The sequence below is a fragment of the Sedimenticola selenatireducens genome (genome assembly GCF_007625115.1).
In the GTDB taxonomy this organism is placed as follows: Bacteria; Pseudomonadota; Gammaproteobacteria; order Chromatiales; family Chromatiaceae; genus Sedimenticola; species Sedimenticola selenatireducens_A.
In genome coordinates, this window is record NZ_VMNH01000009.1 from 126,910 (window position 1) to 153,764 (window position 26,855).

Annotated in this window: 29 protein-coding genes; 12 read left to right on the forward strand and 17 right to left on the reverse strand. The window is 49.3% G+C overall.

The window, feature by feature from the left end:
• Positions 1-4 precede the first annotated feature (4 nt).
• Entirely contained in the window at positions 5-640 is a 636-nt protein-coding gene (nth, locus tag FHP88_RS09445) for an endonuclease III (RefSeq protein ID WP_144358794.1), read from the reverse strand.
• A 168-nt stretch (positions 641-808) separates the two neighbouring features.
• Between nth and FHP88_RS09450 the strand changes: the two genes are divergently transcribed.
• Positions 809-2,878 (forward strand): ATP-binding protein, encoded by a 2,070-nt coding sequence (locus FHP88_RS09450; protein ID WP_186297671.1) that lies wholly within the window; start codon positions 809-811, stop codon positions 2,876-2,878.
• Between the two features lies 1 nt (position 2,879).
• On the opposite strand, the gene FHP88_RS09455 is transcribed toward FHP88_RS09450, so the two are convergent.
• The 7 genes from FHP88_RS09455 to metG form a co-directional block, all read right to left on the reverse strand.
• Positions 2,880-3,578, reverse strand: coding sequence for an electron transport complex subunit E (locus FHP88_RS09455; RefSeq protein WP_144358796.1), 699 nt, complete (start codon positions 3,576-3,578; stop codon positions 2,880-2,882).
• The gene (gene rsxG / locus FHP88_RS09460) at positions 3,575-4,207 is read right to left on the reverse strand and encodes an electron transport complex subunit RsxG (protein ID WP_144358797.1); all 633 of its coding nucleotides are present in this window, start codon (positions 4,205-4,207) and stop codon (positions 3,575-3,577) included. The genes FHP88_RS09455 and rsxG overlap by 4 nt, the downstream gene beginning before the upstream one ends.
• Positions 4,200-5,243 (reverse strand): electron transport complex subunit RsxD, encoded by a 1,044-nt coding sequence (gene rsxD / locus FHP88_RS09465; protein ID WP_144358798.1) that lies wholly within the window; start codon positions 5,241-5,243, stop codon positions 4,200-4,202. The genes rsxG and rsxD overlap by 8 nt, the downstream gene beginning before the upstream one ends.
• 5 nt (positions 5,244-5,248) lie before the next feature.
• The gene (rsxC, locus tag FHP88_RS09470; RefSeq protein ID WP_144358799.1) at positions 5,249-6,973 is read right to left on the reverse strand and encodes an electron transport complex subunit RsxC; all 1,725 of its coding nucleotides are present in this window, start codon (positions 6,971-6,973) and stop codon (positions 5,249-5,251) included.
• 9 nt (positions 6,974-6,982) lie between these two features.
• The gene (gene rsxB / locus FHP88_RS09475; protein ID WP_144358800.1) at positions 6,983-7,555 is read right to left on the reverse strand and encodes an electron transport complex subunit RsxB; all 573 of its coding nucleotides are present in this window, start codon (positions 7,553-7,555) and stop codon (positions 6,983-6,985) included.
• Between the two features lie 13 nt (positions 7,556-7,568).
• Positions 7,569-8,150, reverse strand: coding sequence for an electron transport complex subunit RsxA (gene rsxA, locus FHP88_RS09480; protein ID WP_144358801.1), 582 nt, complete (start codon positions 8,148-8,150; stop codon positions 7,569-7,571).
• Between the two features lie 279 nt (positions 8,151-8,429).
• On the reverse strand, positions 8,430-10,469 hold the full coding sequence (gene metG / locus FHP88_RS09485; protein WP_144358802.1) for a methionine--tRNA ligase: 2,040 nt from the start codon (positions 10,467-10,469) through the stop codon (positions 8,430-8,432).
• 307 nt (positions 10,470-10,776) lie between these two features.
• Here metG and apbC point away from each other — a divergent pair, with 307 nt between their 5' ends.
• Positions 10,777-11,868, forward strand: coding sequence for an iron-sulfur cluster carrier protein ApbC (apbC, locus tag FHP88_RS09490; RefSeq protein ID WP_144358803.1), 1,092 nt, complete (start codon positions 10,777-10,779; stop codon positions 11,866-11,868).
• A gap of 296 nt (positions 11,869-12,164) precedes the next feature.
• Here the strand turns inward: apbC and FHP88_RS09495 are convergent, their stop codons facing one another.
• Complete coding sequence (locus FHP88_RS09495; RefSeq protein WP_144358804.1) at positions 12,165-12,536, reverse strand: hypothetical protein; 372 nt, start codon at positions 12,534-12,536, stop codon at positions 12,165-12,167.
• A gap of 96 nt (positions 12,537-12,632) precedes the next feature.
• Between FHP88_RS09495 and FHP88_RS09500 the strand changes: the two genes are divergently transcribed.
• From FHP88_RS09500 to FHP88_RS09520, 5 genes are all read left to right on the forward strand, one after another.
• Positions 12,633-12,944: a hypothetical protein gene (locus tag FHP88_RS09500; RefSeq protein WP_144358805.1), complete on the forward strand. Its 312-nt coding sequence runs from the start codon at positions 12,633-12,635 to the stop codon at positions 12,942-12,944.
• A 110-nt stretch (positions 12,945-13,054) separates the two neighbouring features.
• Positions 13,055-13,939, forward strand: a complete 885-nt coding sequence (locus tag FHP88_RS09505; protein WP_144358806.1) for a BRCT domain-containing protein — start codon at positions 13,055-13,057, stop codon at positions 13,937-13,939.
• Positions 13,940-14,121: 182 nt separating this feature from the next.
• On the forward strand, positions 14,122-15,210 hold the full coding sequence (locus FHP88_RS09510) for an ImmA/IrrE family metallo-endopeptidase (protein WP_186297672.1): 1,089 nt from the start codon (positions 14,122-14,124) through the stop codon (positions 15,208-15,210).
• 22 nt (positions 15,211-15,232) lie between these two features.
• Positions 15,233-15,730 carry a DUF4411 family protein gene (locus tag FHP88_RS09515; RefSeq protein ID WP_144358808.1) on the forward strand — a complete coding sequence of 166 codons (498 nt, stop codon included), beginning with the start codon at positions 15,233-15,235 and terminating at the stop codon, positions 15,728-15,730.
• A gap of 330 nt (positions 15,731-16,060) precedes the next feature.
• The gene (locus FHP88_RS09520) at positions 16,061-16,582 is read left to right on the forward strand and encodes a deoxycytidylate deaminase (protein ID WP_144358809.1); all 522 of its coding nucleotides are present in this window, start codon (positions 16,061-16,063) and stop codon (positions 16,580-16,582) included.
• Positions 16,583-16,585: 3 nt separating this feature from the next.
• On the opposite strand, the gene FHP88_RS09525 is transcribed toward FHP88_RS09520, so the two are convergent.
• From FHP88_RS09525 to purM, 3 genes are read right to left on the reverse strand one after another with little or no spacing between them, the layout of a single operon-like run.
• Positions 16,586-17,314, reverse strand: a complete 729-nt coding sequence (locus FHP88_RS09525) for a DUF3108 domain-containing protein (RefSeq protein WP_144358810.1) — start codon at positions 17,312-17,314, stop codon at positions 16,586-16,588.
• An 11-nt stretch (positions 17,315-17,325) separates the two neighbouring features.
• Entirely contained in the window at positions 17,326-17,994 is a 669-nt protein-coding gene (gene purN / locus FHP88_RS09530; protein WP_260843230.1) for a phosphoribosylglycinamide formyltransferase, read from the reverse strand.
• Entirely contained in the window at positions 17,991-19,043 is a 1,053-nt protein-coding gene (gene purM, locus FHP88_RS09535; protein ID WP_144358812.1) for a phosphoribosylformylglycinamidine cyclo-ligase, read from the reverse strand. Before purM ends, purN begins: the two co-directional genes overlap by 4 nt.
• 236 nt (positions 19,044-19,279) lie before the next feature.
• On the opposite strand from purM, the gene FHP88_RS09540 reads away from it, so the two are divergent.
• A complete protein-coding gene (locus FHP88_RS09540) occupies positions 19,280-20,413 on the forward strand; it encodes a DUF2066 domain-containing protein (RefSeq protein WP_144358813.1) in 1,134 nt (377 codons plus the stop codon).
• 39 nt (positions 20,414-20,452) lie between these two features.
• Positions 20,453-21,010, forward strand: coding sequence for a CDP-alcohol phosphatidyltransferase family protein (locus FHP88_RS09545; protein WP_313957289.1), 558 nt, complete (start codon positions 20,453-20,455; stop codon positions 21,008-21,010).
• A 17-nt stretch (positions 21,011-21,027) separates the two neighbouring features.
• On the opposite strand, the gene hda is transcribed toward FHP88_RS09545, so the two are convergent.
• The 3 genes from hda to arsC are packed head-to-tail and all read right to left on the reverse strand — an operon-like array spanning position 21,028 to position 22,678.
• Positions 21,028-21,729, reverse strand: a complete 702-nt coding sequence (gene hda / locus FHP88_RS09550; RefSeq protein ID WP_144358814.1) for a DnaA regulatory inactivator Hda — start codon at positions 21,727-21,729, stop codon at positions 21,028-21,030.
• A 5-nt stretch (positions 21,730-21,734) separates the two neighbouring features.
• The gene (gene wrbA, locus FHP88_RS09555) at positions 21,735-22,331 is read right to left on the reverse strand and encodes an NAD(P)H:quinone oxidoreductase (protein WP_144358815.1); all 597 of its coding nucleotides are present in this window, start codon (positions 22,329-22,331) and stop codon (positions 21,735-21,737) included.
• On the reverse strand, positions 22,331-22,678 hold the full coding sequence (arsC, locus tag FHP88_RS09560) for an arsenate reductase (glutaredoxin) (protein ID WP_144358816.1): 348 nt from the start codon (positions 22,676-22,678) through the stop codon (positions 22,331-22,333). The genes wrbA and arsC overlap by 1 nt, the downstream gene beginning before the upstream one ends.
• A 201-nt stretch (positions 22,679-22,879) precedes the next feature.
• Between arsC and FHP88_RS09565 the strand changes: the two genes are divergently transcribed.
• The 3 genes from FHP88_RS09565 to FHP88_RS09575 are packed head-to-tail and all read left to right on the forward strand — an operon-like array spanning position 22,880 to position 24,914.
• Positions 22,880-24,151 (forward strand): virulence factor BrkB family protein, encoded by a 1,272-nt coding sequence (locus FHP88_RS09565; protein ID WP_144358817.1) that lies wholly within the window; start codon positions 22,880-22,882, stop codon positions 24,149-24,151.
• Positions 24,139-24,633 carry a TlpA disulfide reductase family protein gene (locus FHP88_RS09570; RefSeq protein WP_144358818.1) on the forward strand — a complete coding sequence of 165 codons (495 nt, stop codon included), beginning with the start codon at positions 24,139-24,141 and terminating at the stop codon, positions 24,631-24,633. The genes FHP88_RS09565 and FHP88_RS09570 overlap by 13 nt, the downstream gene beginning before the upstream one ends.
• 23 nt (positions 24,634-24,656) lie before the next feature.
• On the forward strand, positions 24,657-24,914 hold the full coding sequence (locus FHP88_RS09575) for an acylphosphatase (RefSeq protein WP_144358903.1): 258 nt from the start codon (positions 24,657-24,659) through the stop codon (positions 24,912-24,914).
• Between the two features lie 51 nt (positions 24,915-24,965).
• Here FHP88_RS09575 and FHP88_RS09580 read toward each other — a convergent pair whose 3' ends face one another.
• Both FHP88_RS09580 and cpdA read right to left on the reverse strand, forming a co-directional pair.
• Positions 24,966-25,877 carry a hypothetical protein gene (locus tag FHP88_RS09580; protein WP_144358819.1) on the reverse strand — a complete coding sequence of 304 codons (912 nt, stop codon included), beginning with the start codon at positions 25,875-25,877 and terminating at the stop codon, positions 24,966-24,968.
• 115 nt (positions 25,878-25,992) lie between these two features.
• Complete coding sequence (cpdA, locus tag FHP88_RS09585; protein WP_144358820.1) at positions 25,993-26,838, reverse strand: 3',5'-cyclic-AMP phosphodiesterase; 846 nt, start codon at positions 26,836-26,838, stop codon at positions 25,993-25,995.
• Positions 26,839-26,855: the final 17 nt, after the last annotated feature.

Here is a 26,855-nt window from a genome sequence, read left to right on the forward strand (position 1 = left end):
CTCATCAATCCAGGTTTTTATCGCGAAATTCACAGAGATCCTCAATGATACAGGAACCACAACGGGGGGAGCGAGCCGTACAGGTATATCGGCCATGCAGAATCAGCCAGTGATGGGCATCCAGCAGAAACTCCTTGGGTATATGGCGAAGCAACCGTTTTTCTACCTCAAGGACATTTTTTCCTGGTGCGATTTTTGTCCGATTGGCGACCCTGTATATGTGAGTATCGACGGCCATGGTGGGTAGCCTGAAGACGGTATTTAGTATCACGTTAGCCGTCTTTCTGCCGACTCCTGGGAGTAACTCCAATGCTGCCCGCTCCTGAGGCACTTTACTTTGGTGATCACGTATCAACAGTTCACAGGTTTTTATAATATTGGCGGCCTTGCTGTTAAACAAACCGATTGTTTTTATGTAGTGCTTAAGACCCTCTTCACCCAGGGCGACAATGGCCTCCGGGGTATTCGCAACCGGATACAGCTTGGCAGTTGCCTTGTTGACCCCTTTGTCTGTCGCCTGCGCGGATAGAATGACGGCGATGAGTAATTCAAAGGGGTTTTCATACTGGAGTTCTGTAGTGGGGTTGGGCGTGTGCGCTTTAAAGCGCTCAAAGATGGTTTGCCGGATCTGTTTGTTCATAGTGCAATTTTATCATGACTCGATTTTTGCGCGCGGATAAATGTGTTGCGGTTGGCTATTCTGATGATCACTGGCTAATATCCGTGGGACACCCTTTTAGATCGTGTAAGATATAAAGTAGTATACGGTACTTTATAATAACGGTCATATTAGACAATGAGGCATAGGATGCTCACTCGGCTAGACCCCGCGTTGCTTAGAAACCCGGAATTCCAATCAGCAATGGTTCGGCTGGCCATCTGGTTGTTTGCTGTTCTCTACATCGGACTTGGCGCTGCCAGCGACTATTATCTGGTTGATATCGATGACTATTCGCTGTTGTTTGGCGGTTTTTTATTCTTGTTTCTCTCGTTGTTGGCAAGTGTGATACATCGCCCGGTTTGGGAAGCGCGACGCTATTTCTCACTTTTGATGGATGTTTCCGCTACCAGCTTCTGTATCTACCTTACCAAGGACATAGTGAGCCCTTTCTACTTGCTCTATATATGGATATTTATCTCGTATGGCACACGTTACGGAAAAGAGCATCTCAAGTCTGCATCAATTCTCAGTATCCTTGCCTACACCCTGGTATTAACGGCATTGGGTCAATGGGAGCGCTATACCTTTGAGGTGATATTCTTTCTGCTGTTGTTGATTATGCTGCCACTTTATCAGTACGTGTTGTTAAGAAAACTCCATCAAGCCCGGCAGGAGGCCGAGCAGTCTGATCAGGCGAAAAGTATATTTCTATCCTGCATGACCCATGAGTTGCGCACCCCGCTGAGCGGTATTATGGGTATGGCTCAGTTACTCAAAAATACCCCGTTGAATATTGAGCAGAAGGAGTATCTGGAATCGATTGTCTCATCGGGGAGTGTGCTTGATTCATTGATCAGTGAAGTGCTTGATCTCTCTAAAATGGACGCAGGCGGTCTGGAGCTCAAGCCACACCTTTTTGATATAAGGACCCTCTGTCGTGATGTGAGCCAGTCGCTCTCTCATGAGGCATTGGATAAAGGTCTTGAGTTAATTTGTGATGTGGATGAACGACTGCCAGCATTGGTCTTCTATGATGAGTTGCGGCTTCGGCAGATCTTATCCAATCTGCTTTCGAACGCTTTAAAATTCACTGCATCTGGTGAAGTCGTGTTACTGGCAAAACTGATTTCCGCCGAAGATGAAGGGTTGACCAGTGAGTTGTGTATTGAAGTAAGGGATACCGGAATTGGTATCGAGCCCTCACACCAAGAGAAGTTGTTTGAACGTTTCTGGCAGGCAGATACTTCAACCACTAGTCATCATGGGGGTATCGGGCTTGGTACAACTATCTCACGCCGCCTGACCCACTTGATGGGAGGGGAGATTGGCGTGATCAGTAAGCCGGGTGATGGATCTACCTTTTGGGTAAGACTCCCCCTGACAGGGCAGGGTCAATATCCTAATAAAACCAATCTGAGCCGGTATGACGGCTTCTCTGTTCTGATTTATGAGACGAATTCAACGTCGCTACAGTTGCTGAAGAAGTGTTGTGCGACTTATGGTATTCACTGTAATGGTGTGTCGCGTCTGAGTGAGCTCTCGGAGGTTGTCAATCAGGTTGAGATGCAGGGAGGCGTGGATTATGCCATTGTTGCCGATTCTCCTTCCGGGCAAGATATTGCGAGAATTGGCCGTCTCATTCGCAAACACCTGAGGAGCGATCTGCCCGTTATTCATCTTGGCTATCTTGAACGCAAGTCTCCCGATAAACACCCCAACAATCATTTCTTAAAAAAGCCTTTTATCTGTTCAGATCTATTTCAACAAATTTCTACAGTGCTGAAAGAACCTCTCTCCACGGTAGCCGTTTTAGACGGGAAGCGTAATTTTGAACAGGTGAAGATCAGCGTGCTGATGGCTGAAGATAACGCCATTAATGCCAAGGTTCTAAGTACTTTGTTAAGTGGAATTGGTTGCAGTGTAGCCTGGGCCAGGGATGGAGAGGAGGCGTTGGCGATGGCTTTGAAAGGCCGTTACGATATCGCCTTTATTGACTTGAGAATGCCCAAGCTGGATGGGTTGGCATTTACCAGAGAGTGGCGAGCAGGTGAAAAGGCTAATGTCCGATTACCTATCATTGCCCTGACCGCTAACACCAGTGCCAGTGTTCGCCTGCAGTGTGCAGAAGCAGGTATGGACGATTTCCTGGCCAAGCCTGTTGATGAACAGCTACTACAGAAGGCTATTGAGCGTTACAGCGCAGTTGGAACGGGCTAATCTAGGCTGTATTGGTTTCCATCTCTTCATTTGAAGAGGAGATAGGGGCTGGCTTCTTTTTTGGCAGTCTACTATCAATGATATTTTTTAAGGCAATCATTAAACCGAGACCCAGAAAGGCGCCTGGTGGCAGGATCGCAATCAGCATGCCTCTGAAATCTGAGCCCAAGCTGATGGCCCAATCGCTTGCTATCGGTCCAAACATGAGGTCAGCTTGGGCAAACAAGGTACCAAGGCCGATCAGCTCACGCAGGGACCCCAACGCAAATAAAGCGCAGGTAAAGCCAAGTCCCATGGCCAAGCCATCGACTACCGCAGGCACAAGATGATTCTTTGATGCAAAGGCTTCAGCGCGCCCAATAATGGCGCAGTTTGTCACGATCAGTGGAATGAAAATACCCAGGACTTTATATAGATCGAAGAACCAGGCGTTCATGCTCAATTCTACGGCAGTTACAAATGAAGCAATAACAATGACGAATACGGGTAACCGTACCTCAGGTCTTACCAGGTTTCTGATAAGCGAGACGGTCGCGTTGGACATTACCAATACTGCTGTTGTGGCGATACCCAGGCCGAGGCCATTGATGGCAGTGTTCGTAACGGCCAGGAGTGGGCAGAGCCCTAGCAGGGCAACCAGTGCCTGGTTATTACTCCAGAGACCGTCTTTAATCAGTTTTGCGTAGCCGGTATCGCTCATTTTTTGGTTGCCTTTTCCCGATCCATAAACAGGGACTCACCGTGCCTATCAAAATACATCAGGGTGTTTTTTACGGCGTTCACGATGGCGCGAGGTGTGATTGTGGCCCCGGTGAACTGGTCAAAATCCCCCCCATCTTTCTTAACCTTCCAGCGGGTATACTCGGGATTGGAGAGTGATTTTCCATTGAAGGAGTAGATCCAATCTGATCGATTCTCCTCAACCTTATCGCCTAATCCCGGTGTCTCCTTATGTGAGACTACCCTGACGCCACCTAAAGTGCCGTCTGTGCGGACTGCTACCAGTAGCTTAATCGGGCCGCTATAGCCATTGGGTACCACAGAGGAGAAAACTGCCGCGACAGGCTTTCCCTGTTTTCGCCCGAGATAGACCAGGGTCTCATCACTGCCTAGCAGGTCTTTCTGGTGAGCGATTTGGGTATCAGTGACAATGTCATTGTCAATGCTTTCAGCGGGTACCAGGGCGACCAGGCTGCGTAATAGCGCTTCACGCTCGTTGGCGGCAATTTTGTCAGCTGTCAGGTCATTGGTCACTGCAACCAGTGCGGTACCAGCAGTAGCGAACAGGGCCAACAATATACCAGCAACAGATACGGGATGCTTAATCACGCCGTGCCCCCTGGTGTCCGAAAGCCCTGGGTTGGGTGTAATAATCAATGGTTGGTGCTGCCATATTCAATAACAATACGGCGAAAGCAATGGCATCGGGATATCCACCCCAAGTGCGAATGACAAAGACCATGAGGCCGATGCAGGCGCCATAGACCAGTTGGCCTTTTTTAGTCGTACAGGCTGAAACCGGGTCGGTGGCGATAAAGAAGGCACCGAGAATTGTTCCGCCTGTGAACACATGGAACATGCCAAACGGATAGGCCTCCTGATCCAGGAAGTGGAACAGCATGGCGATAACCAGCAGACTGGCCAGCATGGAAACCGGGATGTGCCAGCTGATAATCCGTTTGTAAATCAGGAACAGGCCACCGAGCAGATACCAGTTGCCAACCCATTCCCATCCACGCCCACCAAAATCACCCCACAGAGGGCTCATCAGGATCTCACTGACCATCTTGCTCTGATCTAACTGGGTAAACATGGAATCTAATGGTGTAGCCATGGTCAGGGCATCCCAGGTGAGTCCACCCGGTAAAGCGCCCGTGAAGATGACCGTTGCCGTCTGAAGGAATGTCAGGGGATGTTCGTTCAGCATCTCTGGAGGTAGCCATGAGGTCATCTGAACGGGGTAGGAGACCAGCAGTAGAACATAAGCCGCCATGGCTGGATTAAAGGGGTTGTAACCCAATCCGCCATAGATTTGTTTGACGAGGAGAATGGCAAATGCAATACCTATTACGGTCAGCCACCAGGGCAGTAGTGGAGGTACCGCGACGGCAAACAGGAGTGCGGTCAACACGGCGCTGAAATCGCCAACCACTGGAATTATAGGGCGTTTTCTTAGACGCATGGCTAGCGCTTCACAAATCACCGCGGTAACACTGGCGAGCAGCATATTGATTAGAATACCCCAGCCAAAATACCAGGTCATGGCTATTGCCCCGGGTACCAGTGCCAAAATAACCAGCAGCATGGTCCGGCTTACACTATTGGGCCGGTCACTGTGTGGTGATGTGATGGTGGTGAATTGCATCTTCGCTAACCGCCTTGCTCATCAGTAGTGGTCGCATCCTCTTCATGACTTGACCTGCGTGCATCCACTTTTTTAATGGCCTGCTTCTGGGCCTCTGTGAGGTCATCTTGATTTTTTGGCTTTATTCCGGATTCAGCTAATTTAGCCTTCTTTTCTGCGGCACGCTTAAGTGCTGCGGTGATGGCGGCTTTTTTGGGGTCCTCGCCGATGTCATCAGGCGATGCCGTTTTTACCGAAGCCTCTTTTGCCTTTGTTGCGCTTAGGGCCTCCTTCTTCTGCCGAATTTTGGCTTTTCGCTCGGCCTCTAGTCTCTCCTTGCGTGCCAGTTGAGCCTCGTGGCGTTGGCGTGCCTTTTCAGCAGCGCGTTGCTCCTTCTCCTGTGCCCAGCTTTCAGTTTTTGCAAAACGGAAGTATTGCACCAGCGGAATATGCGAAGGGCACACGTGTGAACAGCAACCGCACTCGATGCAGTCAAAAAGGTTGTATTCCTGTACCTTTTCAAGATCTTTGGCGCGTGCATACCAATACATCTGTTGCGGTAGCAGGTTGGCTGGACAAGCCGCTGCGCATTGTCCACAACGGATGCATGCCAATGCGGGTTGAGGATCAGGTGACTCGGTTTTATCAGCAGCCAGCAAGCAGTTGCATGCCTTAGTGATGGGCACCTCATCCGTTGCCAGGGTAAAGCCCATCATGGGTCCACCCATAATGAGCTTAGAGACCTGCTCTGTGTAGCCTCCGGCTTGAGCAATAAGCTCGGACACCGGTGTGCCGATCAACGCCTCTAGATTCTTCGGTTGTGCTACACCCTTTCCGGTGATGGTGACATAGCGGGAGATTAGCGGCCTTCCCTCCAAAACGGCTTCAGCTACTGAGTATGCCGTTGTCACGTTATGGCAGATCATACCAATCGTTGCGGGTATCTTGCCGGAAGGTACCTCTTTACCGGTTAAAACTTTTATAAGCTGTTTTTCACCGCCGCTCGGGTAGAGTGTCGGGATAGTAATAACTGAAATCCAGGACAACTCATGATCTGTTACAGCCTGTCGAAGTGAGCGAATGGCTTTTGGTTTGTTGTCTTCAATGCCGATGAGGCATTTTTCTGCACCGACTAGCCGACGAATAATCGTGATGCCAGAGAGGATTCTCTCCGCTTGTGTCTGCATCAAGAGATCATCACAGGTGATGTAGGGTTCGCACTCAGCACCATTAATGATCAGGGTGTTGATTGGATTATCCAGTCCAGGGGTAAGTTTGACGCTTGACGGAAAGGCGGCACCACCTAAGCCTACAATGCCCGCGTTGCGAATACGCTCCCGTAAAATTGAGAGATCAACATGCATATAATCAGGCATGGGCTCTAGTTGTCCGCCCCAAGTATCTTTTCCATCAGTTTCGATGACGACACAGGGTGCAGGTAAGCCGGATGGGTGAGGAATGGGGAATACATCAATTGCAACCACGGTTCCAGAAGTGGGGGCGTGTATCGGTGCGCTGACATAACCTTGGGGTTTCGCCAGCATCTGGCCCTTAAGAACATGATCGCCAACCTTCACCAAGGGTTCGGAAATCTCACCAATATGTTGTTGCAGTGGGAGGGTGAGACGCTTTGGAATAGCCGCCTTCTGCAATGGCTGGGTCAATGATTGTGACTTGTTATCAGGTAGATGCAAGCCGCCATTGAAACGATGCAGGGTATGTTTTTGTTTGGTCTGATTCAAATTCTGCATGACGTTTCTTTAACCCACTGAAGATGCTGCAATGGATCGGTTGTTGGCAGAATCGCCGGGATAGGGCCACTTCCAGTTACTGGTATTGACTTCCAGTGGTTTCATATCAATACACTCAACAGGGCAGGGGGGTAGGCAAAGCTCACACCCTGTGCATTCACTGCTGATAACCGTGTGCATACTCTTGGCAGAGCCCAGAATGGCATCAACCGGACAGGCTTGAATGCATAACGTGCATCCAATGCATTCATCTTCACGTATTACAGCCACGGCCTTGGGTTTCTCTTCGGCAGCACCTCCCTCCATCGGTAGAGGGTCTTTGCCGAGCAGGTCAGAGAGGGCAATCATGGTTGTTTCGCCGCCCGGTGGACATGCATTGATCTCAGCCTGATCATTGGCGAGTGCTTCTGCATAGGCATGGCAACCTGGAAAACTGCACTGTCCGCACTGGGTTTGCGGTAAGAGCGCTTCAATCTTTTCAACGATTGGGTCGCCCTCTACCCGGAAACGGATAGAGGAGTAACCCAGCAATGATCCAAATGCCAGGGCAAGCAAAGCGAGGGCAGCAATGGCGATTAGCATATCGGCGCCCCCCTCAGCTTGAAACCAAGCCAGAGAAGCCCATGAAGGCAATGGACATCAATCCGGCGGTGATCATGGCGATGGCGCTGCCTTGGAACGGAGCGGGCACATCGGAAACCGTCACTCTTTCGCGCATCGCTGCAAATAACACGAGAACCAGCGAGAAACCCGCCGCCGCACCGAATCCGTAAAGGCCAGATTCAATAAAGTTATGCTGTTCCTGAACATTCAGAAGGGCGACACCCAGTACAGCGCAGTTGGTGGTAATCAGCGGTAGAAAGATGCCCAATAACTGGTAGAGGACCGGGCTGGTTTTGTGCATCACCATTTCAGTGAATTGAACGAGTACTGCAATCACCAGAATAAAGGTGATTGTGCGCAGATATTCCAGTCCCAATGGCGCTAACAGATATTCATTGGCTAAATAGCTGCAGATTGAAGCTAGGGTGAGTACAAAGGTTGTTGCCATCCCCATGCCGACTGCTGTCTCGAGTTTTTTCGAAACACCCATAAAGGGGCAAAGGCCAAGAAACTTCACCAATACGAAGTTGTTGACCAGCACAGTGCTGACAAGGATGAGCGCATACTCTTTCATTAAAAAAACAGACCTACTCCAGGTTCAGGGATGGCCGATGGTAGTGTTTAAGCCAGCGACTAACAACCGACAGTTTGTGTGTATATAACCTTATAACTTTTAGGTATATATCCAGCTGTAGATGTTGTGTTGCATTATATATCACTTTTTATAAAAAAGTACATGCACAATATTTCATGTATTTGCCGTAACATTTTCCAGCATGACCTGTAAGTTCCTGTTTAATAGTAAGCACCAGAAAATAACCGGCACAGCCAGGCTACATACTGCTTTACCCGGTTACTTGACCCGCATTCCGGGCGTGGCACCGCTATCTGGGGTCAGAATAAAGAGCTCTTTACCGCCGGGGCCTGCAGCCAGCACCATGCCTTCTGAAACGCCAAAGCGCATTTTTCGCGGTGCCAGATTCGCAACCATCACGGTTAGCTTTCCTACCAGATCTTCAGGGGCATAGGCGGACTTGATCCCTGCAAATACATTGCGTGTCTCTCCGCCGAGATCCAGCGTGAGCTGCAGCAGCTTCTCAGCCCCGTCAACCTGTTCCGCCTTGATGATCTTGACAACACGTAAATCGACTTTAGCGAAATCCGGGTATTCAATGGTATCGCAGATGGGATCTTGAGGTAGCGGCTCACTTGTTTTAACCGTGCTAGGCTCTTGCTTTTCCAGGTCCACTTTTGACGCTTCGACGATGGCATCAATCTGGCTATTTTCGATACGCGTCATGAGGGGCTTGAAGGCGTCGATGGTATGTCCCAATAACGGCTGTTCGAGGTCATCCCAACTGATGGGTTGTACCTGTAAGAAAGCCTCTGATTTATCTGCGGTCGCGGGTAAGATGGGGCGGAGGAAACCTATTAACAGCCGGAAAAGGTTCAGACCGAGTGTGCAGACTTCATGCAACTCCTGCTCACGGCCCGTCTCTTTGGCGATCACCCAAGGTTTTTTCTCATCGATATATTGATTGGCTCGATCAGCCAAGGCCATGATTTCGCGGACGGCTTTGCTGAATTCACGCTTTTCATAGCACTCAGCAATTTGATTGCCCGTAGCGGTAAAAGACTCAAAGAGTGCAGTGTCTTCCAGTTTGTTGGCCAGTTTTCCTTCAAAGCGCTTGTTAATAAAACCGGCACAGCGACTGGCAATGTTCACAACTTTGCCAACCAGGTCTGAGTTTACCCGGGCCAGAAAATCATCCAGGTTGAGGTCGATATCCTCAATGCCAGCACCGAGTTTGGCGGCAAAATAGTAACGCAGATATTCGGGATTCAAGTTGTCCAGATACGTGCGTGCCTTAATGAAGGTGCCGCGGGATTTAGACATTTTCTGGCCATCAACGGTCAGGAAACCATGAGAGAAAACGGCCGTTGGTGTACGGAAATCTGCCCCATGCAACATGGCAGGCCAAAACAGGGCATGAAAATAGATGATGTCCTTGCCGATGAAATGGTAGAGCTCGGCACTCGAGTCTTTGCTCCAGAAGGCATCAAATTCAAGCCCGGGCGTGCGATCGCACAGGTTCTTAAAGCTGGCCATATAGCCGATTGGGGCATCCAGCCAGACGTAAAAATATTTACCTGGATGATCGGGGATTTCAAAACCGAAATAAGGTGCATCGCGGGAGATATCCCATTCATGCAGTCCGGCCTCAAACCACTCGGACAGCTTATTGGCAACCTCGGCTTGAAGATGGCCGCCGCGCGTCCACTCCTTGAGCATGTCTTCAAAATTGGCCAGCTTGAAGAAGTAATGCTCGGAATCCCTGTCGACAGGTGTAGCGCCTGAGACGGCGGAGACAGGGTTCTTCAGTTCGTTAGGTGAGTAACTGGCTCCGCAGACTTCGCAGTTATCGCCGTATTGATCTTGTGCGCCGCATTTGGGGCATTCGCCCTTGATAAAACGATCGGGCAGGAACATCTCTTCAATAGGGTCGTAGGCTTGGGTAATTGTACGGTTGGCGATGTTTCCCTTGTCTTTGTTGCGCTGATAGATCAACGAAGCGTAATACCTGTTTTCATCTGAATGTGTCGAGTGATAGTTATCAAACCCCACATTGAAATCGGCAAAATCGGCTTTGTGCTCTTCGGAGACCCGTGCAATCAACGCTTCAGGTTCGATGCCTTCCTTGCGTGCGCGCAGCATGATGGGCGTGCCATGAGCATCGTCTGCGCAGACATAAAGGCACTGATTACCCCGCATCTTTTGAAAACGTACCCAGATATCGGTTTGTATGTACTCCACCATGTGCCCGATGTGGATCGGCCCATTGGCATAGGGGAGGGCACTGGTTACCAGTATATTTCGCGCTTTCTGAATCATGATTTCACGGCTGCGTCAGGGAGATAAGAATGGGGCGGCCGTCTAGATACAGCCACCTGTTTAGTAAAACGCTCAATTATCACATATTTACGCGGATTCCGAAAAGCCAGCAACTCTAATTACCCCTGCATGTGTATTTGTAGTGGGAGTGTCGCAGGTGTTTAATGGTAGCTTAAAGGATAAATATCAATGATAGCCGGCGAAAGACCAAGCGATTTGGTTGGGCATAAGCGTTTTTTAATGTAGAATGCGCGGCCATCATTCCCCGATTTTGCGACCCTGAGGGGTTGTCTCGTAGGAGCAAGTAATGGCTGAAGTAACAAAAGAGTTGATTGAAGAGGCACTTAAAGGCTACGTCGAACCCCACCTCGAAACCGATTTGATCGCTGCCAAGTCGATCAAAGGAATAGATATTGAGGGTGGAAGTGTCAAGGTGTCGGTTGAACTGGGATTCCCGGCCAAAGGCTTCAAAGATGAATTAGCGAATGCACTGAAGGCGCAGATCTCGTCAGTTGAAGGTGTGTCATCTGTTGAGGTTGACGTGACCTGGAAGATTGCAGCTCATTCCGTTCAGAAATCGCTCAAACCAATTGATAATGTCAAGAATATCATCGCTGTAGCATCCGGAAAGGGTGGCGTGGGTAAATCGACTACAGCGGTCAATTTGGCGCTTGCCCTGGTTGAAGAGGGAGCGACTGTCGGTTTGCTGGATGCGGATATCTACGGTCCATCACAACCCCGCATGTTGGGTGTCTCTGGACAGCCTGAATCAAAAGATGGCAAGACACTGGAACCATTGAAAAATTATGGTATCCAGGCGATGTCAATCGGGTTCCTTATTGATGAAGAGACACCGATGATCTGGCGTGGCCCTATGGTGACTCAGGCTTTAGAGCAGTTGCTGAATGATACCAACTGGTCCAATCTGGATTATCTGATTATCGATCTGCCCCCTGGCACGGGTGACACTCAGTTGACCCTGGCACAGAAGGTGCCGGTATCGGGTGCAGTAGTTGTCACTACTCCTCAGGACATCGCCCTGCTTGATGCGCGTAAGGGCTTCAAGATGTTTGAGAAGGTTGAAGTGCCCGTGTTGGGTATCGTGGAGAACATGAGTATCCATATCTGCTCCAACTGTAATCACGAAGAGCATATCTTCGGAGAAGGCGGTGGCAGAAGAATGGCCGAGCAATATGGCGTCAATTTCCTGGGCGCACTGCCATTGGATATCCGCATTCGTGAGGAGACGGATGGTGGTAAGCCCACTGTTGTGGCTGACCCTGAGACGCGTATTTCTCAGATCTATCGGGAGATCGCTCGTAAGACAACCGCTATTCTCGCCAAGCAGGCCAAGAGCTATGCGGCCAAGTTCCCCAATATTGTGATCCAGAATAACTGATCGATATTCACACCTATCCAAAACTACTCATAGCCCGCATAACAGCGGGCTTTTTTGTGTCTTTGGATTACAATAGTTGTTCATGGTTATTTACTTAGCTGTAAGCTTAATAGGGAGGTTCTAAGGTGAATCTTGGGTGAAGATCTAGGGTATATGGGGGAAAAGACTATGAGCAGACGAGTGATAACATAAGTGTTAGTAGTGCAATCGGTGACATACATTATCCACTGCTATTTTTTCTGGATCAGATTGTAAGCGTATCTGCACATGAGCATCTATTCAGACTCACAGAGCCTTTACCTAAACAGACCATTCATCCGCGCACACGCCGTATCGCGGTATTGTCGATTTAGCTTGGTATCCTCCTGACGGACTTGATCGTTCCAGAAGTTACAGGTTTGTTGTAGCTGGGCGTCGACTGATCGCTGCTTAGCCAAGGCCTTATTATTGGCCGAGGCTTGCGCCCTCTGCTTGTCGATCATGGCGTCGACAGTAACCTGGAACTCTTTTATTTGCCATTGGGTGTACAGTTCTTGTGCGCCAAAGCTGAGGGCATTCCCGGTCAAAACACCGATAGCAATGACGATCACCCACCACAGACCTGAGCGTTCTGATGGGTGGTCTGTTCTGAGGTTGGATATCTTGGTTAGATCGGGTTCCAATTCCATTTGGTGATGTCCTTTTTGGTATTATATTTCGTATGATATATTACACAAAAAGACTTACCGTGGAAGAGTTTGCAGGATTTAACAGGGAAAGAAGTAATGAAAAGGACTCAAGCTATAACCGCTATTATATTATTGTTGGTCGCCACTGCCTCTTTTTCAGGCAATTTCAAGTACCCCATCAAATGGAAGGAGCGAGATAATCGCATCCTTCACGAATCTGTCTGTTTCAATCATGACTATGGAAGTATTCCCTATCGAACTTGCAGAAGGGATGCTCAGAGTTATTTCAAGGATCAGTGTCGTTATTACCGTGATAAGGCTAGTAAGGCCAAAGCTGGTTATGGCGAACAAGCTGAAAAGCTGAGGGAAAAATTCTGCTATTCTGCAAGCCAGTACGGGCCGGTTTGAGAGTAGAGGGCTTTGTCGTGCGGGACCATTTTATTCAGGTTGCGAATAGTACCTGGATATGGGTATATTGAGCGTCTTTAGGGAATAAGAAGAATAAAAAGGAAGTTGATATGGTTGATGATCATGGACAGCCGCTGAATCGTCGTTATAACTACACGCAAAACTTTCGAAAAGCCCTCCAGGATCTATTTGGTATATGTGAGGGCATCTTAGCCGACAAACATATAACAACTGGGGAGGCGATCTTCCTGGACACATGGCTTAGGAATAACCGAATACTTGAACGGGATCCTGATTATAGGGATCTGTTCGAACTCACATCGGATATTCTTGCAGATGGAATTGTTACTGCCGACGAGTTAGATGACCTTCAAGGTCTGATTGAGACTTTCCTTGAGTATCGATCAGATTCAGATTTTGCAAATGAAAAAGAAGCTATGCAGCGGTTACTTGGCCTGCTTAAGGGAGTCTCTGCTGATCAGGAGTTGAATGAGGTAGAGATCCTTGTTTTAGCTGGTTGGTTAGACCAGGCAGAACCTTGGACAAATAACCCGATAGGAGCTGGTGTACGTGCTGGCGTTGGTCGAATTCTAGCTGATGGGGTGATTACTTCAGAAGAGAAGGACATCCTGCTGCAGCTACTCTATGAGACTACGGGTTTCGCTCCGGATATGGGGATATCCGACGGACTAACCATCGGTGTTTTTAACGATAAAATTGACCATATAGAGTTTATCGACCGGTCTTTTTGTTTCACCGGGCGATTCACTTATGGTGCTCGATCAGAATGCCAAAAAGCGACCCTCAACCAGGGTGCTTCTATTCACAAAACAGTTACCAAGAAGACGAATTATCTTGTGATCGGTGAACTGTCATCCCGCGATTGGACGAATTCTTCATATGGTACCAAGATTCAGAAAGCGATTGGCTATCGGGATGGGGGTGTCCCGATTGTGATTCTTCACGAGAGGGTTTGGATAAATAGTCTATGTTAAATCAGTATATGCCTTTTGGGTGTTAGCAATGCTATCCTCTAAGAAATGGATCGTTACTGATTTTTTTTCAGCCAAGGGCTTCATATAAATTTATCGCCATGCCACAAGTAAACCCAGAAATAATTCGGTGGGCTCGGGAGTCAGCAGAACTCTCCTTGGAGGAGGCTGCCCGGAAAATAGGTATGTCAACGTCTCAAAAATCTACGGGGGCAGAAAAACTGCAACTGATTGAGACTGGTGGAAAAGACCCAACTCAAGCGCAGCTGATATCTATGGCTGAAGTGTACCATCGCCCACTGATCACTTTTTATCTCGTAAGGCCCCCAATCAAAGGGGATCGTGGTGAGGATTTTAGAAAACTACCACCTGACTTTTCACGGGAAGAAAATGCACTACTTGACGCTTTGCTACGTGATGTTAAAGCACGACAAAGCATGGTGCGGGCTTTGTTGGAGGATGAGGATGAAGCGGATCGATTAGACTTCGTTGGCTCCTCGAAAAGAAGCGCAGGGGTAGAAGTCATCGCTGAAGCTATCCGCTCTAGACTTGGGATTTCGCTAGAAGCTATCCGCAGTTGCGGAAGCAAAAATGAAGTCTTCAATTTTATTAGGCAACGTGCTGAAGATGCGGGCGTCTTTGTGCTTCTAATTGGTGATTTGGGTTCTCATCATACCGATATAGGAACCGACATCTTCAGGGGGTTCGCTATCGCTGATGATGTGGCTCCCTTTATTGTTATAAATGACAATGATTCAAAAGGTGCATGGTCTTTCACGTTACTACACGAATTAGCTCATCTATGGCTTGGTGAGGAGGGTGTAAGTAATAGTAGTGCGTGGGCAGATAATCAAATAGAAAAATTTTGCAATAATGTTGCTGGAGAGATATTACTTCCTGATGTGGAAGTGTTAGGTTTAAACGTTACGCCTAATACAAGCCGATCTGATGTGGTTCATGTAATTCAGGCGTTTTCATCGGAAACAAATCTAAGCAATACATTGATTGCCTATAATCTATATAGAACAGGCAAACTTACCCTTGAGCAATATCAGGAGCTTAGTCGTGAGTTCCGCCAGCGTTGGTTTGAGAGTAAGCCTAAAAGTAAGGATGGGTCTGGGCCGACCTATCACATTTTGCGAAGACATCGACTTGGTGCAGCAATTGTTAATCTAATGGCCAGGATGCTGCGGGGCGGGGCAGTTTCACCTACCAAAGCGGCAAAGATCCTTGGTATTAAAGCTCACAATATCAGCCAAGTGCTAGGTAGTTAAGGGATTATTTGTAAAGGATTACATGCTCTACTTAATCGACTCAAATGTTTTAATAACTGCAAAGAACTATTACTACGAGATGGATAGAGTTCCTGAATTTTGGGATTGGCTTATTCATCAGGGGCAGCAAGGTGCTGTTAAAATCCCCTTCCATATTTATAACGAACCAAAATCAGGTGCGGATGAACTTTCTGCTTGGCTTAAGCAAACACAGGTAATAGAAGCACTATTGCTCAATGAAGAAGTAGACGGAGATTTGCTTCAGTACACAATTGATAAGGGGTATGCCCCTGATCTTACGGATGTGGAATTAGCAAAAGTAGGAATGGACCCTTTTCTAATAGCACATGCTCTAGCGGATATACATAATCGTACAGTTGTCTCGATCGAGGCAAGTAAACCTAAGGCGCAAAGAGCCAACCGGAGAATACCAGATATCTGTCATTCTCTGGGAGTTTCGCATATAGGAACTTTCGAGCTTGCCCGAATGTTGAATTTCAGTACTAGTTGGAAGAAATAGCAACTAAAAATTTGTGAGTCTGAGTAATGTTAATAAGTAAAGCTATTGACCTCGAGTCACACCTCATCTAGCCTTGCCTTAAATATGCCACTGGTTGATTTGATCTGCTGTCACTAGGTGGGTCGTTTTTCGATCATCTGCTTAGTGATTGATTAGCGATAGATAGGATGAGATTGATAAATAGCATTAAAAACAAAAAGGTAGGGCTTATTTGCCCTATTGTGATCCAGAATAACTGATGTACAGCTGTCGGGGTGCAGTGTAATCGCTGCACCCCTCATCCTGCCTGAGAGCATCCATAATCAAACTGTCAGCAATGAGGCCATACCGATGAGTATTAAATGGGATACCCGCTTTCTCGGGCTGGCGGCACATATATCAGCCTGGAGTAAGGATCCTTCCTCTCAGGTGGGCGCAGTCATTACTGACGGTAACCGAATAGTCTCTGTAGGGTATAACGGTTTTGCGGCGGGTGTTGAGGATCGTGCAGAGCGCTTGGCTGATCGTAATTGCAAATTGAATCTGACCATTCATGCCGAAGAGAACGCGATGATCTTTGCAAAGCGTGATCTGACATCCTGTACCGTCTATGTCACTCATCCTCCCTGTCCCCGTTGTGCGTCTAAATTGATTCAGGAAGAGGTTAAGCGGATTGTCTGTATTGCACCCAGTGAGGATTTCCTGTCACGTTGGGCTGATGACCTGAAGCTCTCGCAAGAGATGTACCAGGAGGCAGGTGTAGAGTATCAGAGCTATGACATTGAGCAGATCAATGTTGACGATGCGCACATTACAGTTGCACCCGGTGGTTTCTTTAAGAAGGTGATGAACCGCTTATTACTTCGTGACTGAAAATCAATTGGCCGGAGTTTCCCAGGTAATCGAGACCAACTCCATCACGTAGCTGCCATCTTTTTCATGTTTGGCAATTTTTATCGGTAAGTAATTCAGGCTGGGGGCAAACCAGATCGCCGTATTTGAGGGTTTGCCTTCTTTATGCCGAGCCATTTTTATCGTGTCAAACTCCCCTGATTCGGTGCGGATCGCCTCACGCGCTACTTCCGTATAGCGATAGGTTTTTAGTAACCCACCATCTGCGACTTCAAATTCCGCCATCTTTTCACCTCGGCAAAGTGACAGCATGAGAGAGAGTTGCTGACTGAATTTGTCTTGTGTGCCCGTTGGTATCTCCATAGACCAGTTTGAGTCGGCTATTTGGTTCGTCACCCGCTTTGTCTGCCAATCAAATTCCAGATTGACCTGCCGTAGTTTTTTGGGTTTTTTATGGTGGTAGCGATAGCGTTCAGGAACAATTTTGTCATTAATCATCTGCCCCGCGCTCTCTTCGGTAATCTCATCTTTACGGAAAACGGCGGCTAGACCCACGGGGGTTGTAAACCCGCGATAATTGTAAGCCCCTTGATCCGAGAGTGTCAGGGAGATTTCAGCTGTACCGATGACAAAGGTTCCTCTGCTCACCTGATACTGTGCCTTGTAGGGCTTAAGGAGATCCGGTGATGCGGTAGCTCCATTGAAGCCCAATAGCACCAAGACGGTTATTGTTAATAACGCGATTGATCTCATGGAGAGCGCTGTTATAAGGCGGTTGTCTGATTAAAGGTCATAAGCTTTGGTCCATCCAGTGCTACGCCATCCATTTCAATCACTCCGTTAGTTACACTCAAGCGGCCTTCTGCAAACCAGCGGATTACGGTCGGGTAGATTATATGCTCCTGGGTCAGCACCCGTGCAGCCAGTGAGGCTTCATTATCGTCTGGCTCTATGGGCACAGTAACCTGCAAGATCAGGGGTCCACCATCCAGCTCTTCTGTTACTAAATGAACGCTGGCACCATGTTGTTTATCGCCTGATTCAAGTACCCGCTGGTGGGTATGCAATCCTCTGTACTTCGGCAACAGAGAGGGGTGAATGTTCAATAATCTCCCCTGATAGTGGCTGACAAAGCTGGGAGTGAGGATACGCATAAAGCCGGCCAGTATGACGAGGGCTGGCTGGTACTCATCAATCAGCGCTATAAGGGCCTGATCATAGGAGGATCGATCTTCAAAGGCGGTATGTTCAAGCACACGGGTGGGAATATTGGCCTTACGCGCCCGTTCCAGCCCATAAGCATCCGCTTTGTTACTGATGACGGCTCGTATGTCTACGGGTAGATCAGCCTGCGCATCATCAATAATCGCCTGAAGATTACTACCGCTGCCTGATACCAGAACGACGATAGGGAGTCTCTTTTCTGCGTTCACCTTGTGATTTCCACACAGGGTGCGCCATCGTGGGCGGCGATATGGCCCAGCCTCCATACGCTCTCGCCCTGTTCCTGGAGAAGGGCCATCGCCTTGTCGGCATCTTCAGCGGCTATGCAGACTACCATGCCGACACCGCAGTTAAAGGTACGCAGCATCTCGGATTCAATCACATTGCCCTGTTGTTGCAGCCATTCAAATACGGCGGGCAGTTCCCATGAGTTGTCATCGATAATTGCACGAGTTCCTTGCGGCAGCACTCGGGGTATATTTTCCAGCAGGCCACCGCCAGTAATATGGGCCATTGCATGGATATCGATTATTTCGTGCAGTGCCAGCAGTGATTTTACATAGATGCGTGTCGGCATCAGCAGGGCATTGCCCAGTGTGGTGTCACCGAGGGGTTGATTCAGGTCTGCACCAGAGACTTCAAGAATCTTCCGGATCAGCGAGTAACCATTGGAATGTGGGCCGGATGAGGCCAATCCCAGCAATACATCGCCCGCTTTAACCCTGCCGGGTTCAATAATTCGCGACTTCTCTACAATACCTACACAGAACCCTGCTAGATCATAATCACCCGTTTCGTAGATTCCGGGCATCTCAGCTGTTTCGCCCCCGGTCAGGGCAGCTCCTGAGAGGTGGCAGCCATCGGCAATGCCTTTAATGACGCTGGCCGCTACATCGACGTCCAGTTTTCCGGTGGCGTAGTAATCGAGAAAGAAGAGGGGTTCAGCGCCCGTCACGATGATGTCGTTGACACACATGGCCACCAGGTCGATACCGATCGTATCGTGTTTCTGCATGGCTAATGCCAGTCGCAGTTTGGTGCCTACTCCATCGGTGCCTGACACCAACACGGGTTCGCGATAGCGGTTGAGTGGCAGCTCAAACAGTGCGCCGAATCCTCCCAGTCCTGCCATAACGCCGGGTCTGAAGGTATTTTTAACGATGGGTTTAATCCGCTCAACGAGGCTGTTTCCGGCGTCAATATCAACACCGGCATCCCGATAACTGAGAGAGTCGGATTCTGTTTTGTTCTGGTCCACTGATCGCTCCAGGGTAGGTGCTTGAAAAGGCAGCGCGCTGCAATAGTTGATTCTACCAAATCCATAGCGTCGGATCAGGCAAAAAAGAGGGCGATTATAGCATCTTGTCTGTTTTCGTCAGTGCCCTTGGTCAGTTGGGTGTGCGATCGAGCCACCTTTGAAGGGAGATGAATGGATTTGGATTGGGTGGCAGGCTAAAATCGCACTAACTTAATACTAGACTGGATAAGAGATTAATGCCTTATTGTGCCCGTAGTGACAAAACCAAACGCTTGAAACGGTTAATCAAGCTCCCGCTCGGGCTGTTTTTTTATCTGGGATTCATGGTGCTTGCATCTGCCAGTCAGGTGACGGGGCTGTACAGTGCTGAAGTACCTGTTGCAGGTCAGTCTGCTGAACAGCGCACCGAGGGTATTGTCCGGGCGTTTGCGCAGATGTTGGTGAAGGTGACGGGGAATCGACAAATAGCCCAGCGCCCTGAGTTGCAAAGTGATCTTCCATTGGCACCACGCTATGTACAGCAGTATCGCTATCGCCTACTTTCCGATCAGATGCCTGCGGCGAATGTCACCGATGCGGAAGAGGCCGGGCGTCTGTTGATGGTCCAGTTTGATGAGAACGCCGTGCAGCGTTTGTTACGAGATCGCCGACTACCGGTTTGGGGGGACAATAGGCCATCAGGTTTGATTTGGTTGGGTTTCGAGGGTCAGGGTCAACGCCGGGTGATGCGGCCAGAGGGTGATGCGCAGTTATTAAATGTGATGACTCAGACCGCTGATAAGCGGGGAATCCCACTGATGGTTCCATTGATGGATCTGGAGGATCAGGCGGGAGTACAAGTGGCTGATTTATGGGGTGATTTTGAGCTTAATATCAGGAGGGCGTCGGAGCGCTACTCCCCCGACCTTATTGTCACGGGTAAGCTGACCCAGCTATCAGGTGGATTATGGCGGGCCTCCTGGTCCCTCTATCACGGTGAGCGATCCTCGCGCTGGAAAGATGAAGGCACTCATCCCTCTTTACTGGCCAGTGAGGGGGTTGAGCGTGTCACAGATATTCTTGCAGAGCGCTATGCGCCGGTTTCAGGTGAGGGGAGTCTCTCCCGTGTGCGCTTGCGGGTAAGTGGTGTGGTGGACCTCAAGCAGTATGCGGGTGTGGGGCGTTTTCTTCAGTCACAGAGTTCGGTGGAGACGGCCGAGATCTTAACGGCAGAGCCTGATTCCATTACTTTCGATCTCCGGGTGAGGGGTGGCGTACAGGTGTTGGAGCAGGGATTGGCATTGGGTGGTTTGATTGAACCCACTCCTGAGCAACCCGACGTATCACGGGAACTGGTCGACGGCGTCGATCTCTATTACCGTATGCGCTGAGCGCATCATCAGAAGCGACAAGGATTCCGACTATTTGTGATGTTGAAAAGAGAAGACATACCCAATCTGATTAGCGTATTACGGATTTTCATGTCTGTCCCCGTGGTTTGGATGCTACTGGAGCAGCAGTTTGGTATTGCCTTGGTACTGTTTGCAGTTGCGGGTATTTCTGATGGACTGGATGGCTATCTTGCCAAGCACTATGGCTGGCAGAGTCAGCTTGGTGGTCTGCTTGATCCATTGGCTGATAAGGTACTTCTCGTCTCCAGCTATCTCACCCTGGCACTGATTGGCATAATACCCGTGTGGTTGGTTTTACTGGTGATCCTGCGTGACCTGATCATTGTGACGGGTGCGCTGGTCTATCATTTCCGCGTGATGGAGCTTGATGCCCATCCAAGTATGATCAGTAAGGTAAATACCTTTTCTCAGATTGTCCTGGTTTTAGCGGTAGTCCTCGATAGGGGGCTGGTATCATTACCTGAATTGCTTATTGATAGCTTGATCTGGGTTGTGCTGATAACCACAGTGGCCAGTGGCGTCAATTATGTATGGGTTTGGAGTCGCTTAGCGCTGAGCCACAAGAAAAACCCTTAATAATCAGCGTTGCGAAATTATGTTGGATTTCGTTGCAGAAATGCCTTGATAAACGGAATAGTCAAGCGACGTTGTGCCTCAAGCGAAGCCTGATCTAACTCTTCTAGCAACTGTCTCAACGATCCCATATCCCGTGGCGTGTGCCGGAGTATGTAGCCTGCGCTCTCTTCGCTCATTTCCAGGCCGCGTCTGGCCGCATCTTCAATGAGTGCGGTCACTTTCTGCTGATCATCTAGTGGTTGCAGCTGATAGCAGAGTCCCCAGCTCAGTCGAGAACTGAGGTCGGGGAGTTTTATCGGTAAACTCAACGGACTGCACTGTGCTGAAACCAGGAGTGAATTGCCCTGTTCCCGTATTCGATTAAACAGATTGAACAGCCCTTGTTCCCATGCAGGATCTCCTGCAATCTGCTCAACGCCATCCAGACATATCAAGTTCAATTGTTCCAGATCGTCAAAGATTTCCGGTGAGAACTGTTTGGCCTGGTCCAGTGGAATATAGAGTGCACTTCTCCCAGCTTCGTCGGCAATTTGCGTGGCGGCCTGGAGTAGATGACTTTTCCCGGTCTGAGCAGAACCCCAAAGATAGATGAACGGCTCGCCGTGACCGCGTGCACAAGCCGCCATATCTGCGACAGCCTGTTCGTTTGTGGCAGGTACATAGCTCTCTAAGGTGGCTTTTTCTGGTAGCGTGAAACCCAGTGCGAGTTGTTTTGACATGGCGATCAGGCGCTGAGCAGTTTTTTCGCTATTGTGGCGAGTCGACTGCCCAGTGCACGGCAGAGCTTTTTTTCATCCTCGCTCAGTGGGAGCTTACTGTCGACCCCCGCCAGATGGCTTGGGCCATAGGGGGTTCCGCCGGTCGTGGTATGCAATAGTTCGGTCTCACTATAGGGGAGTCCAGTGATAAGCATGCCGTGGTGCATCAGCGGTAGCATCATCGATATCAGGGTGGTCTCCTGCCCTCCATGTAGGCTGGATGAGGAGGTGAATACAGCGCCCGGTTTACCAGACAGTGTGCCGGTGAGCCAGAGTGAGCTGGTACTGTCGATAAAGTATTTCAGAGGCGCGGCCATATTGCCAAATCGGGTGGGACTACCTAGTGCCATACCCGTGCACTCTTGTAGATCGCTCAATGTGACATAGGGCGCCCCACTCTCTGGAATGGCAGGTTCTGTCGCTTCACAGACAGTCGAAATTGGTGGCACTGTACGTATCCGTGCCTGCATGCCGTTGATCTCTTCAACACCTCGGGCGATTTGACGCGCCATGTCTGCAGTGGCGCCATAGCGACTATAGTAGAGGATGAGTATGTCTGGCATCAGAGGATATCCAGTACACGTTCAGGCGGACGACCGATAATGACTTTACCCTCTTTTACTACGATCGGACGCTCGATCAGTTTTGGGTAATCCAGCATCGCCTGAATCAGTTGATCTTGTGTCAAATCTGGATTATCCAGACCGGCTTGCGCGTATTCGGCCTCTCCCTGCCGCATAAGTTGGCGGGGTTTCAATCCGAGACCGTCGAGTATGCTGATCAGTTCGTCTTTACTGGGTGGTGTCTTCAGATACTCAATGACCTCGGCATCGACACCTTCATCCTCAAGGAGTTGAAGCGTTTGGCGAGATTTGCTGCATTGGGGATTGTGGTAGATCTTAACCGGCATGGTGACCTCGACTCTCCTGATAAAATTGATTCTATTGTAACGAAACCACAGGGTTCTAAACAGCCGTGATAGGTGTGCTTATTCAACGGTGTCGTGGTTATTGGTCTTCTGTTTGATGCATTGTCCGCAGAATCATGTATTAATTGGGAGTAATTATAATTTGTGTTGATGGGAAACTATGATCTTTTGGGGTGACCAAGGATGAACTTCCGACAAGTTCAACATTTTTTTGCACTCCTCGTGTCTCGGTTCGTTGCGGATCAAGGATTACCTACAGCGGCGGCGTTGACCTTTACCACACTGCTCTCGATTGTCCCGTTGATGACGGTCGTATTGGCGATATTTGCCGCATTTCCAGTCGGGGATCGAGTCGTCATTCAGCTTCAGAATTTTATCTTCAATAACTTTATGCCGGAATCCGGCGAGATTATTCACGAATACTTAAACCAATTCAGCAAGAATGCTGCGCGGATGACGGGCCCTGGATTGGTTTTTTTGGTGGTGGTTGCGTTGTTGATGATGGCCAATATTGAGCGGGCCTTTAATATCATCTGGCGGATTGATAAGAAGCGCCGGCCGCTGAATCGATTTATGGTCTACTGGGCTATATTAACGCTGGGGCCACTCCTGATCGGGTTGAGTGTTGCGGCTACCTCCTACCTGACATCGCTGCCTTTTTTATCGGATGCGGCCATACGGTATGGGGTGGGTGATCGTCTGTTCCAGCTAATGCCGCTTTTTGCGTCTGCCGTTGCATTCAGTCTGCTCTATCTGGTAGTTCCTAACCAACCTGTGCCTGTTTTGCATGCAATGGCTGGAGGTGTACTGGCTGCCTTGCTCTTTGAATTGGCCAAGCGGGGATTTGCCTACTATCTTACGCATTTCCCAACCTATGAGACGATCTATGGCGCATTGGCCGTTATTCCCCTGTTTCTAGTTTGGATTTATCTCTCTTGGGCGATTGCCTTGATGGGTGCGGAGTTTAGCTGTTGCCTCAGTCTCCTAAATGAGCAAGGGGATACGGATACCCAGGGTGAGATTAATCCGCTATTGGCCCGGTTTCGTATCCTGCGTCTGTTGTTTTCGGCGCAACAGCAGGGCGAGAGTCAATCTCTTGAAACCCTGGCCCATCATTTAGAACCGATGGGTCTTGATTCACTCAAAGGCCACCTTGGTGGGTTACGCCAGGCCCATTTTCTTGCGACGACGGATACGGGTGAATGGGTGTTGGCCAGAGATCTGTCGGATGTCACACTACGGGACTTGTACAATATCCGACCAGGCGTGTTGCCGGATGCAGAAATGCTCAAGGTTTCATCTAAACCGGAAGAGATCCATCTGGGTGAGATTATTGAGCAGGTGAATCGATTATATGATGAGACGATGGCAACTCCACTGAGTACCTTCTATCGTATGGATAAAGTTAATTTAAAGCCGATCACTATAAAGAAAAGCGATTCATGCAAATTCTGAAGTTATTATTGTTGGGATTGTTGCTTTCGTTATTTTCACCTGCCCAGGGTGCGGACCTGATCTTGCCTGACCTCACGGGTAAAGATCGCGCCTTATCTGAGTTTCGAGGGAAATGGGTGTTGATTAACTTCTGGGCCACGTGGTGTCCGCCCTGTATTGAAGAAATGCCAGAGCTGGAGCGCTTTCATGCGGCACATAAGGATAAAGATGCCATGGTAGTTGGGGTCAATATGGAAGATATTGAACTGGCTGAGTTAAAAGAGTTTGTTGAGAGTATGTTTATCAGCTACCCCGTCTTATTGGCGCCTTCTGATGGAACGACGGTTCTTGGTCGCATATCTGCTCTGCCAACATCATTGTTGATTTCACCTCAGGGTGAATTGATAGAGAGGCGTATAGGCAGTGTGACGGAGGAGATGATTGAGCAGATGATTGAACGGCACTCCAATGATCTGAAACAGGTTAAAAACAGCAACAACTGAAGGAGTTGAATTTGAGTATCTGTATGCGTTTTCTTGTGTCTGGGAAGGTTCAGGGGGTGTTCTTTCGTGCCTCAACTCGCTTTGAGGCGGAGCGCCTTGAAATCACAGGTTATGCCAGGAACTTATCGGATGGCCGCGTTGAGGTGTTGGCTTGTGGTGAACCTGAAGCGGTTGAGCAGATGCGTGTCTGGCTGACGAGAGGACCTTCACAGGCGAAAGTGAGTGGTGTGGCCTCTGAACCTGTCCCCTATCAGGATCTACCCGCTTTCACCATCGCTTAGAACTACCCAGTGGTTGCTGAAAGAAGCGGGCCGGCTGTTTGATGACTCGTTTCATTGTCTTGTTTGTTCTGTGTTTTCCTCTGTTGAAGTTGTCGGATCGGTCCAGGGCCTGAATATGGCCGGTGCTCCATTGATCAGGGTGCCGTTATCCCTCTGGACTTGCTGAGGTAGGGTTTCGGCAGCACTCTCTGGTGTGTTGGGACGCCATTCACCCTGCGCACTGTCTGTTGGTGTCTGGGGTTGTTGCATCATGCCCTGATGGTATTGAGGTTCCCCCATCCCATAGCCCTGTTGAGGTGCCGGGGTGGGATAAGTCATTGGCCCTGGCTGCTGAGCTGGATAGCCGTAAGGTGCTTCTTGGTAGGGGGGGGCTGCCCCATATTCTGGCCCATATCCAGGGGGATATGCTGCCCCATAGCCCTGGATAGACTCCGGCTGTGGGGGGGCATAATACTCTTGCTCATAACCATATTCTTGCGGGTAGCCGTATCCCTGGGGCGCAGTGTACTCGTTGATCGGGGGTGCTGTCTCATACACATAGGGATAGCTATAAGGTTGTTCAGAGTAGTAGCCAGAGGGGTAATTGGGGGCTACAGGATAGGGACTGTTACCCCAATAGTTAGGTTGGGCCTGTGGGTAGGCATAGTATCCCGAGTCATAACGCTGTGGAGGTGCGTAGTCTGTCGGGGGTGCACTGTTGTTTTGTGGTATCTCTTCAGGGTACTGGCTGAACCGTTGATTGGGCGGTGGTTGATTGAAGCTCTGCACAGCCGGAGGTTGATTGTAGGGTGGCTGATATTGCCCTTGTGCGGCAGGCGGTGTCATTTGCTGAGCGGATGCATTTTCATCCGGTCGCCATACGTTATTGTTGGTCGATGTGTAGGATGAGGGAGGAAAACTCTCTGCGCTTGCGATGCTAGAACACAGTACCCAGGTTAAGGCACTTAGTACGAAACCCTGCATTGTTATACTCCAAATATATGACCGGATCTGCGACGTTTCCGATTCTTCTCATTTTCCACATATTAACCGGAAAAATGACAGATGTCGCTGTTGATGCGGACTGGGGAGTAACGGCTTAATAGCCGGCTGTTTTAAGATCAAGCCCTGGTGGAAGTGCCTCGACTCGTTCTATTCCTGAGTTGATTAGACCATCAGGGGAGAGTTCCAGCCAGCGGTATCCTGGCGGAGCGGTACTGATGCCAAACTTGTCTTGATTCTCTACGAATTGAATACAGGTGGAAGGGGTGCCCATCAACCTAATGCCGTTATGAACCGCTTCGAAGGTCTGATGGATATGTCCCCAGACGACGCCTTTTACGTTGTTATGTTGCTCAAGAATGGCCAGAAAAGGTGCTGGATTATCCAGCGACATCTTATCCATCCAGGCGCTATTGATCTTTACAGGGTGATGATGCAGCGCGATCAAGATGTGCCGATCAGCGTAGTTATTGAGTGATTGTTGTAATAGCTCCAACTCTTGATCGCTCAAGTGCCCACCCTCAGAGTGCGGGATGGTGGAATCAAGCAAAATAAGCACCCAGGTGCCTAGATCAACGACCTTAGGGACATCCACCCGCTCACCGGCCAAGTGCATGCGTAATGTCTCAGGCTTATCGTGATTTCCAGGCAGGCAACTTGCCCTGATGCCGGACCGCTGTATATGCTGCCTTAATCGGGTATATCCAGTAATGGACGCATCGTGAACGAGATCCCCTGTCAGCAGTAGCAGGTCAATTGTATCTGCTTCCTGCTGTACAAGATCCATCACCCACTCGAAACTCGTCTGGGTATTGATTCCGGCCAGTCTCCATTCGGGATCCGTATGGAGATGGCTGTCAGTAATCTGGAGAATGCGGAGGGTCTTGTCCTGCTGTGCGCGTTCTTTAGCCTGACTGTCGATGCTGATGATGTCTGGAGTCATATTAAAAACAGGTTTCG

Excerpts from the sequence above, each read along its gene's own strand:
- FHP88_RS09540 (WP_144358813.1), top strand. The coding sequence starts at position 19,280 with ATGCCTTATTGTGCCCGTAGTGACAAAACCAAACGCTTGAAACGGTTA.
- FHP88_RS09495 (WP_144358804.1), bottom strand. The coding sequence starts at position 12,536 with ATGGAATTGGAACCCGATCTAACCAAGATATCCAACCTCAGAACAGAC.
- FHP88_RS09450 (WP_186297671.1), top strand. The coding sequence starts at position 809 with ATGCTCACTCGGCTAGACCCCGCGTTGCTTAGAAACCCGGAATTCCAA.
- FHP88_RS09575 (WP_144358903.1), top strand. The coding sequence starts at position 24,657 with ATGCGTTTTCTTGTGTCTGGGAAGGTTCAGGGGGTGTTCTTTCGTGCC.
- rsxA (WP_144358801.1), bottom strand. The coding sequence starts at position 8,150 with ATGAAAGAGTATGCGCTCATCCTTGTCAGCACTGTGCTGGTCAACAAC.
- apbC (WP_144358803.1), top strand. The coding sequence starts at position 10,777 with ATGGCTGAAGTAACAAAAGAGTTGATTGAAGAGGCACTTAAAGGCTAC.
- FHP88_RS09515 (WP_144358808.1), top strand. The coding sequence starts at position 15,233 with ATGCTCTACTTAATCGACTCAAATGTTTTAATAACTGCAAAGAACTAT.
- hda (WP_144358814.1), bottom strand. The coding sequence starts at position 21,729 with ATGTCAAAACAACTCGCACTGGGTTTCACGCTACCAGAAAAAGCCACC.
- cpdA (WP_144358820.1), bottom strand. The coding sequence starts at position 26,838 with ATGACTCCAGACATCATCAGCATCGACAGTCAGGCTAAAGAACGCGCA.
- FHP88_RS09565 (WP_144358817.1), top strand. The coding sequence starts at position 22,880 with ATGAACTTCCGACAAGTTCAACATTTTTTTGCACTCCTCGTGTCTCGG.
- metG (WP_144358802.1), bottom strand. The coding sequence starts at position 10,469 with ATGATTCAGAAAGCGCGAAATATACTGGTAACCAGTGCCCTCCCCTAT.
- rsxB (WP_144358800.1), bottom strand. The coding sequence starts at position 7,555 with ATGCTAATCGCCATTGCTGCCCTCGCTTTGCTTGCCCTGGCATTTGGA.
- arsC (WP_144358816.1), bottom strand. The coding sequence starts at position 22,678 with ATGCCGGTTAAGATCTACCACAATCCCCAATGCAGCAAATCTCGCCAA.
- nth (WP_144358794.1), bottom strand. The coding sequence starts at position 640 with ATGAACAAACAGATCCGGCAAACCATCTTTGAGCGCTTTAAAGCGCAC.
- FHP88_RS09580 (WP_144358819.1), bottom strand. The coding sequence starts at position 25,877 with ATGCAGGGTTTCGTACTAAGTGCCTTAACCTGGGTACTGTGTTCTAGC.
- FHP88_RS09505 (WP_144358806.1), top strand. The coding sequence starts at position 13,055 with ATGGTTGATGATCATGGACAGCCGCTGAATCGTCGTTATAACTACACG.
- FHP88_RS09520 (WP_144358809.1), top strand. The coding sequence starts at position 16,061 with ATGAGTATTAAATGGGATACCCGCTTTCTCGGGCTGGCGGCACATATA.
- FHP88_RS09500 (WP_144358805.1), top strand. The coding sequence starts at position 12,633 with ATGAAAAGGACTCAAGCTATAACCGCTATTATATTATTGTTGGTCGCC.
- rsxC (WP_144358799.1), bottom strand. The coding sequence starts at position 6,973 with ATGCAGAATTTGAATCAGACCAAACAAAAACATACCCTGCATCGTTTC.
- FHP88_RS09510 (WP_186297672.1), top strand. The coding sequence starts at position 14,122 with ATGTCAACGTCTCAAAAATCTACGGGGGCAGAAAAACTGCAACTGATT.
- FHP88_RS09525 (WP_144358810.1), bottom strand. The coding sequence starts at position 17,314 with ATGAGATCAATCGCGTTATTAACAATAACCGTCTTGGTGCTATTGGGC.
- rsxD (WP_144358798.1), bottom strand. The coding sequence starts at position 5,243 with ATGCAATTCACCACCATCACATCACCACACAGTGACCGGCCCAATAGT.
- FHP88_RS09455 (WP_144358796.1), bottom strand. The coding sequence starts at position 3,578 with ATGAGCGATACCGGCTACGCAAAACTGATTAAAGACGGTCTCTGGAGT.
- wrbA (WP_144358815.1), bottom strand. The coding sequence starts at position 22,331 with ATGCCAGACATACTCATCCTCTACTATAGTCGCTATGGCGCCACTGCA.
- FHP88_RS09570 (WP_144358818.1), top strand. The coding sequence starts at position 24,139 with ATGCAAATTCTGAAGTTATTATTGTTGGGATTGTTGCTTTCGTTATTT.
- FHP88_RS09545 (WP_313957289.1), top strand. The coding sequence starts at position 20,453 with ATGTTGAAAAGAGAAGACATACCCAATCTGATTAGCGTATTACGGATT.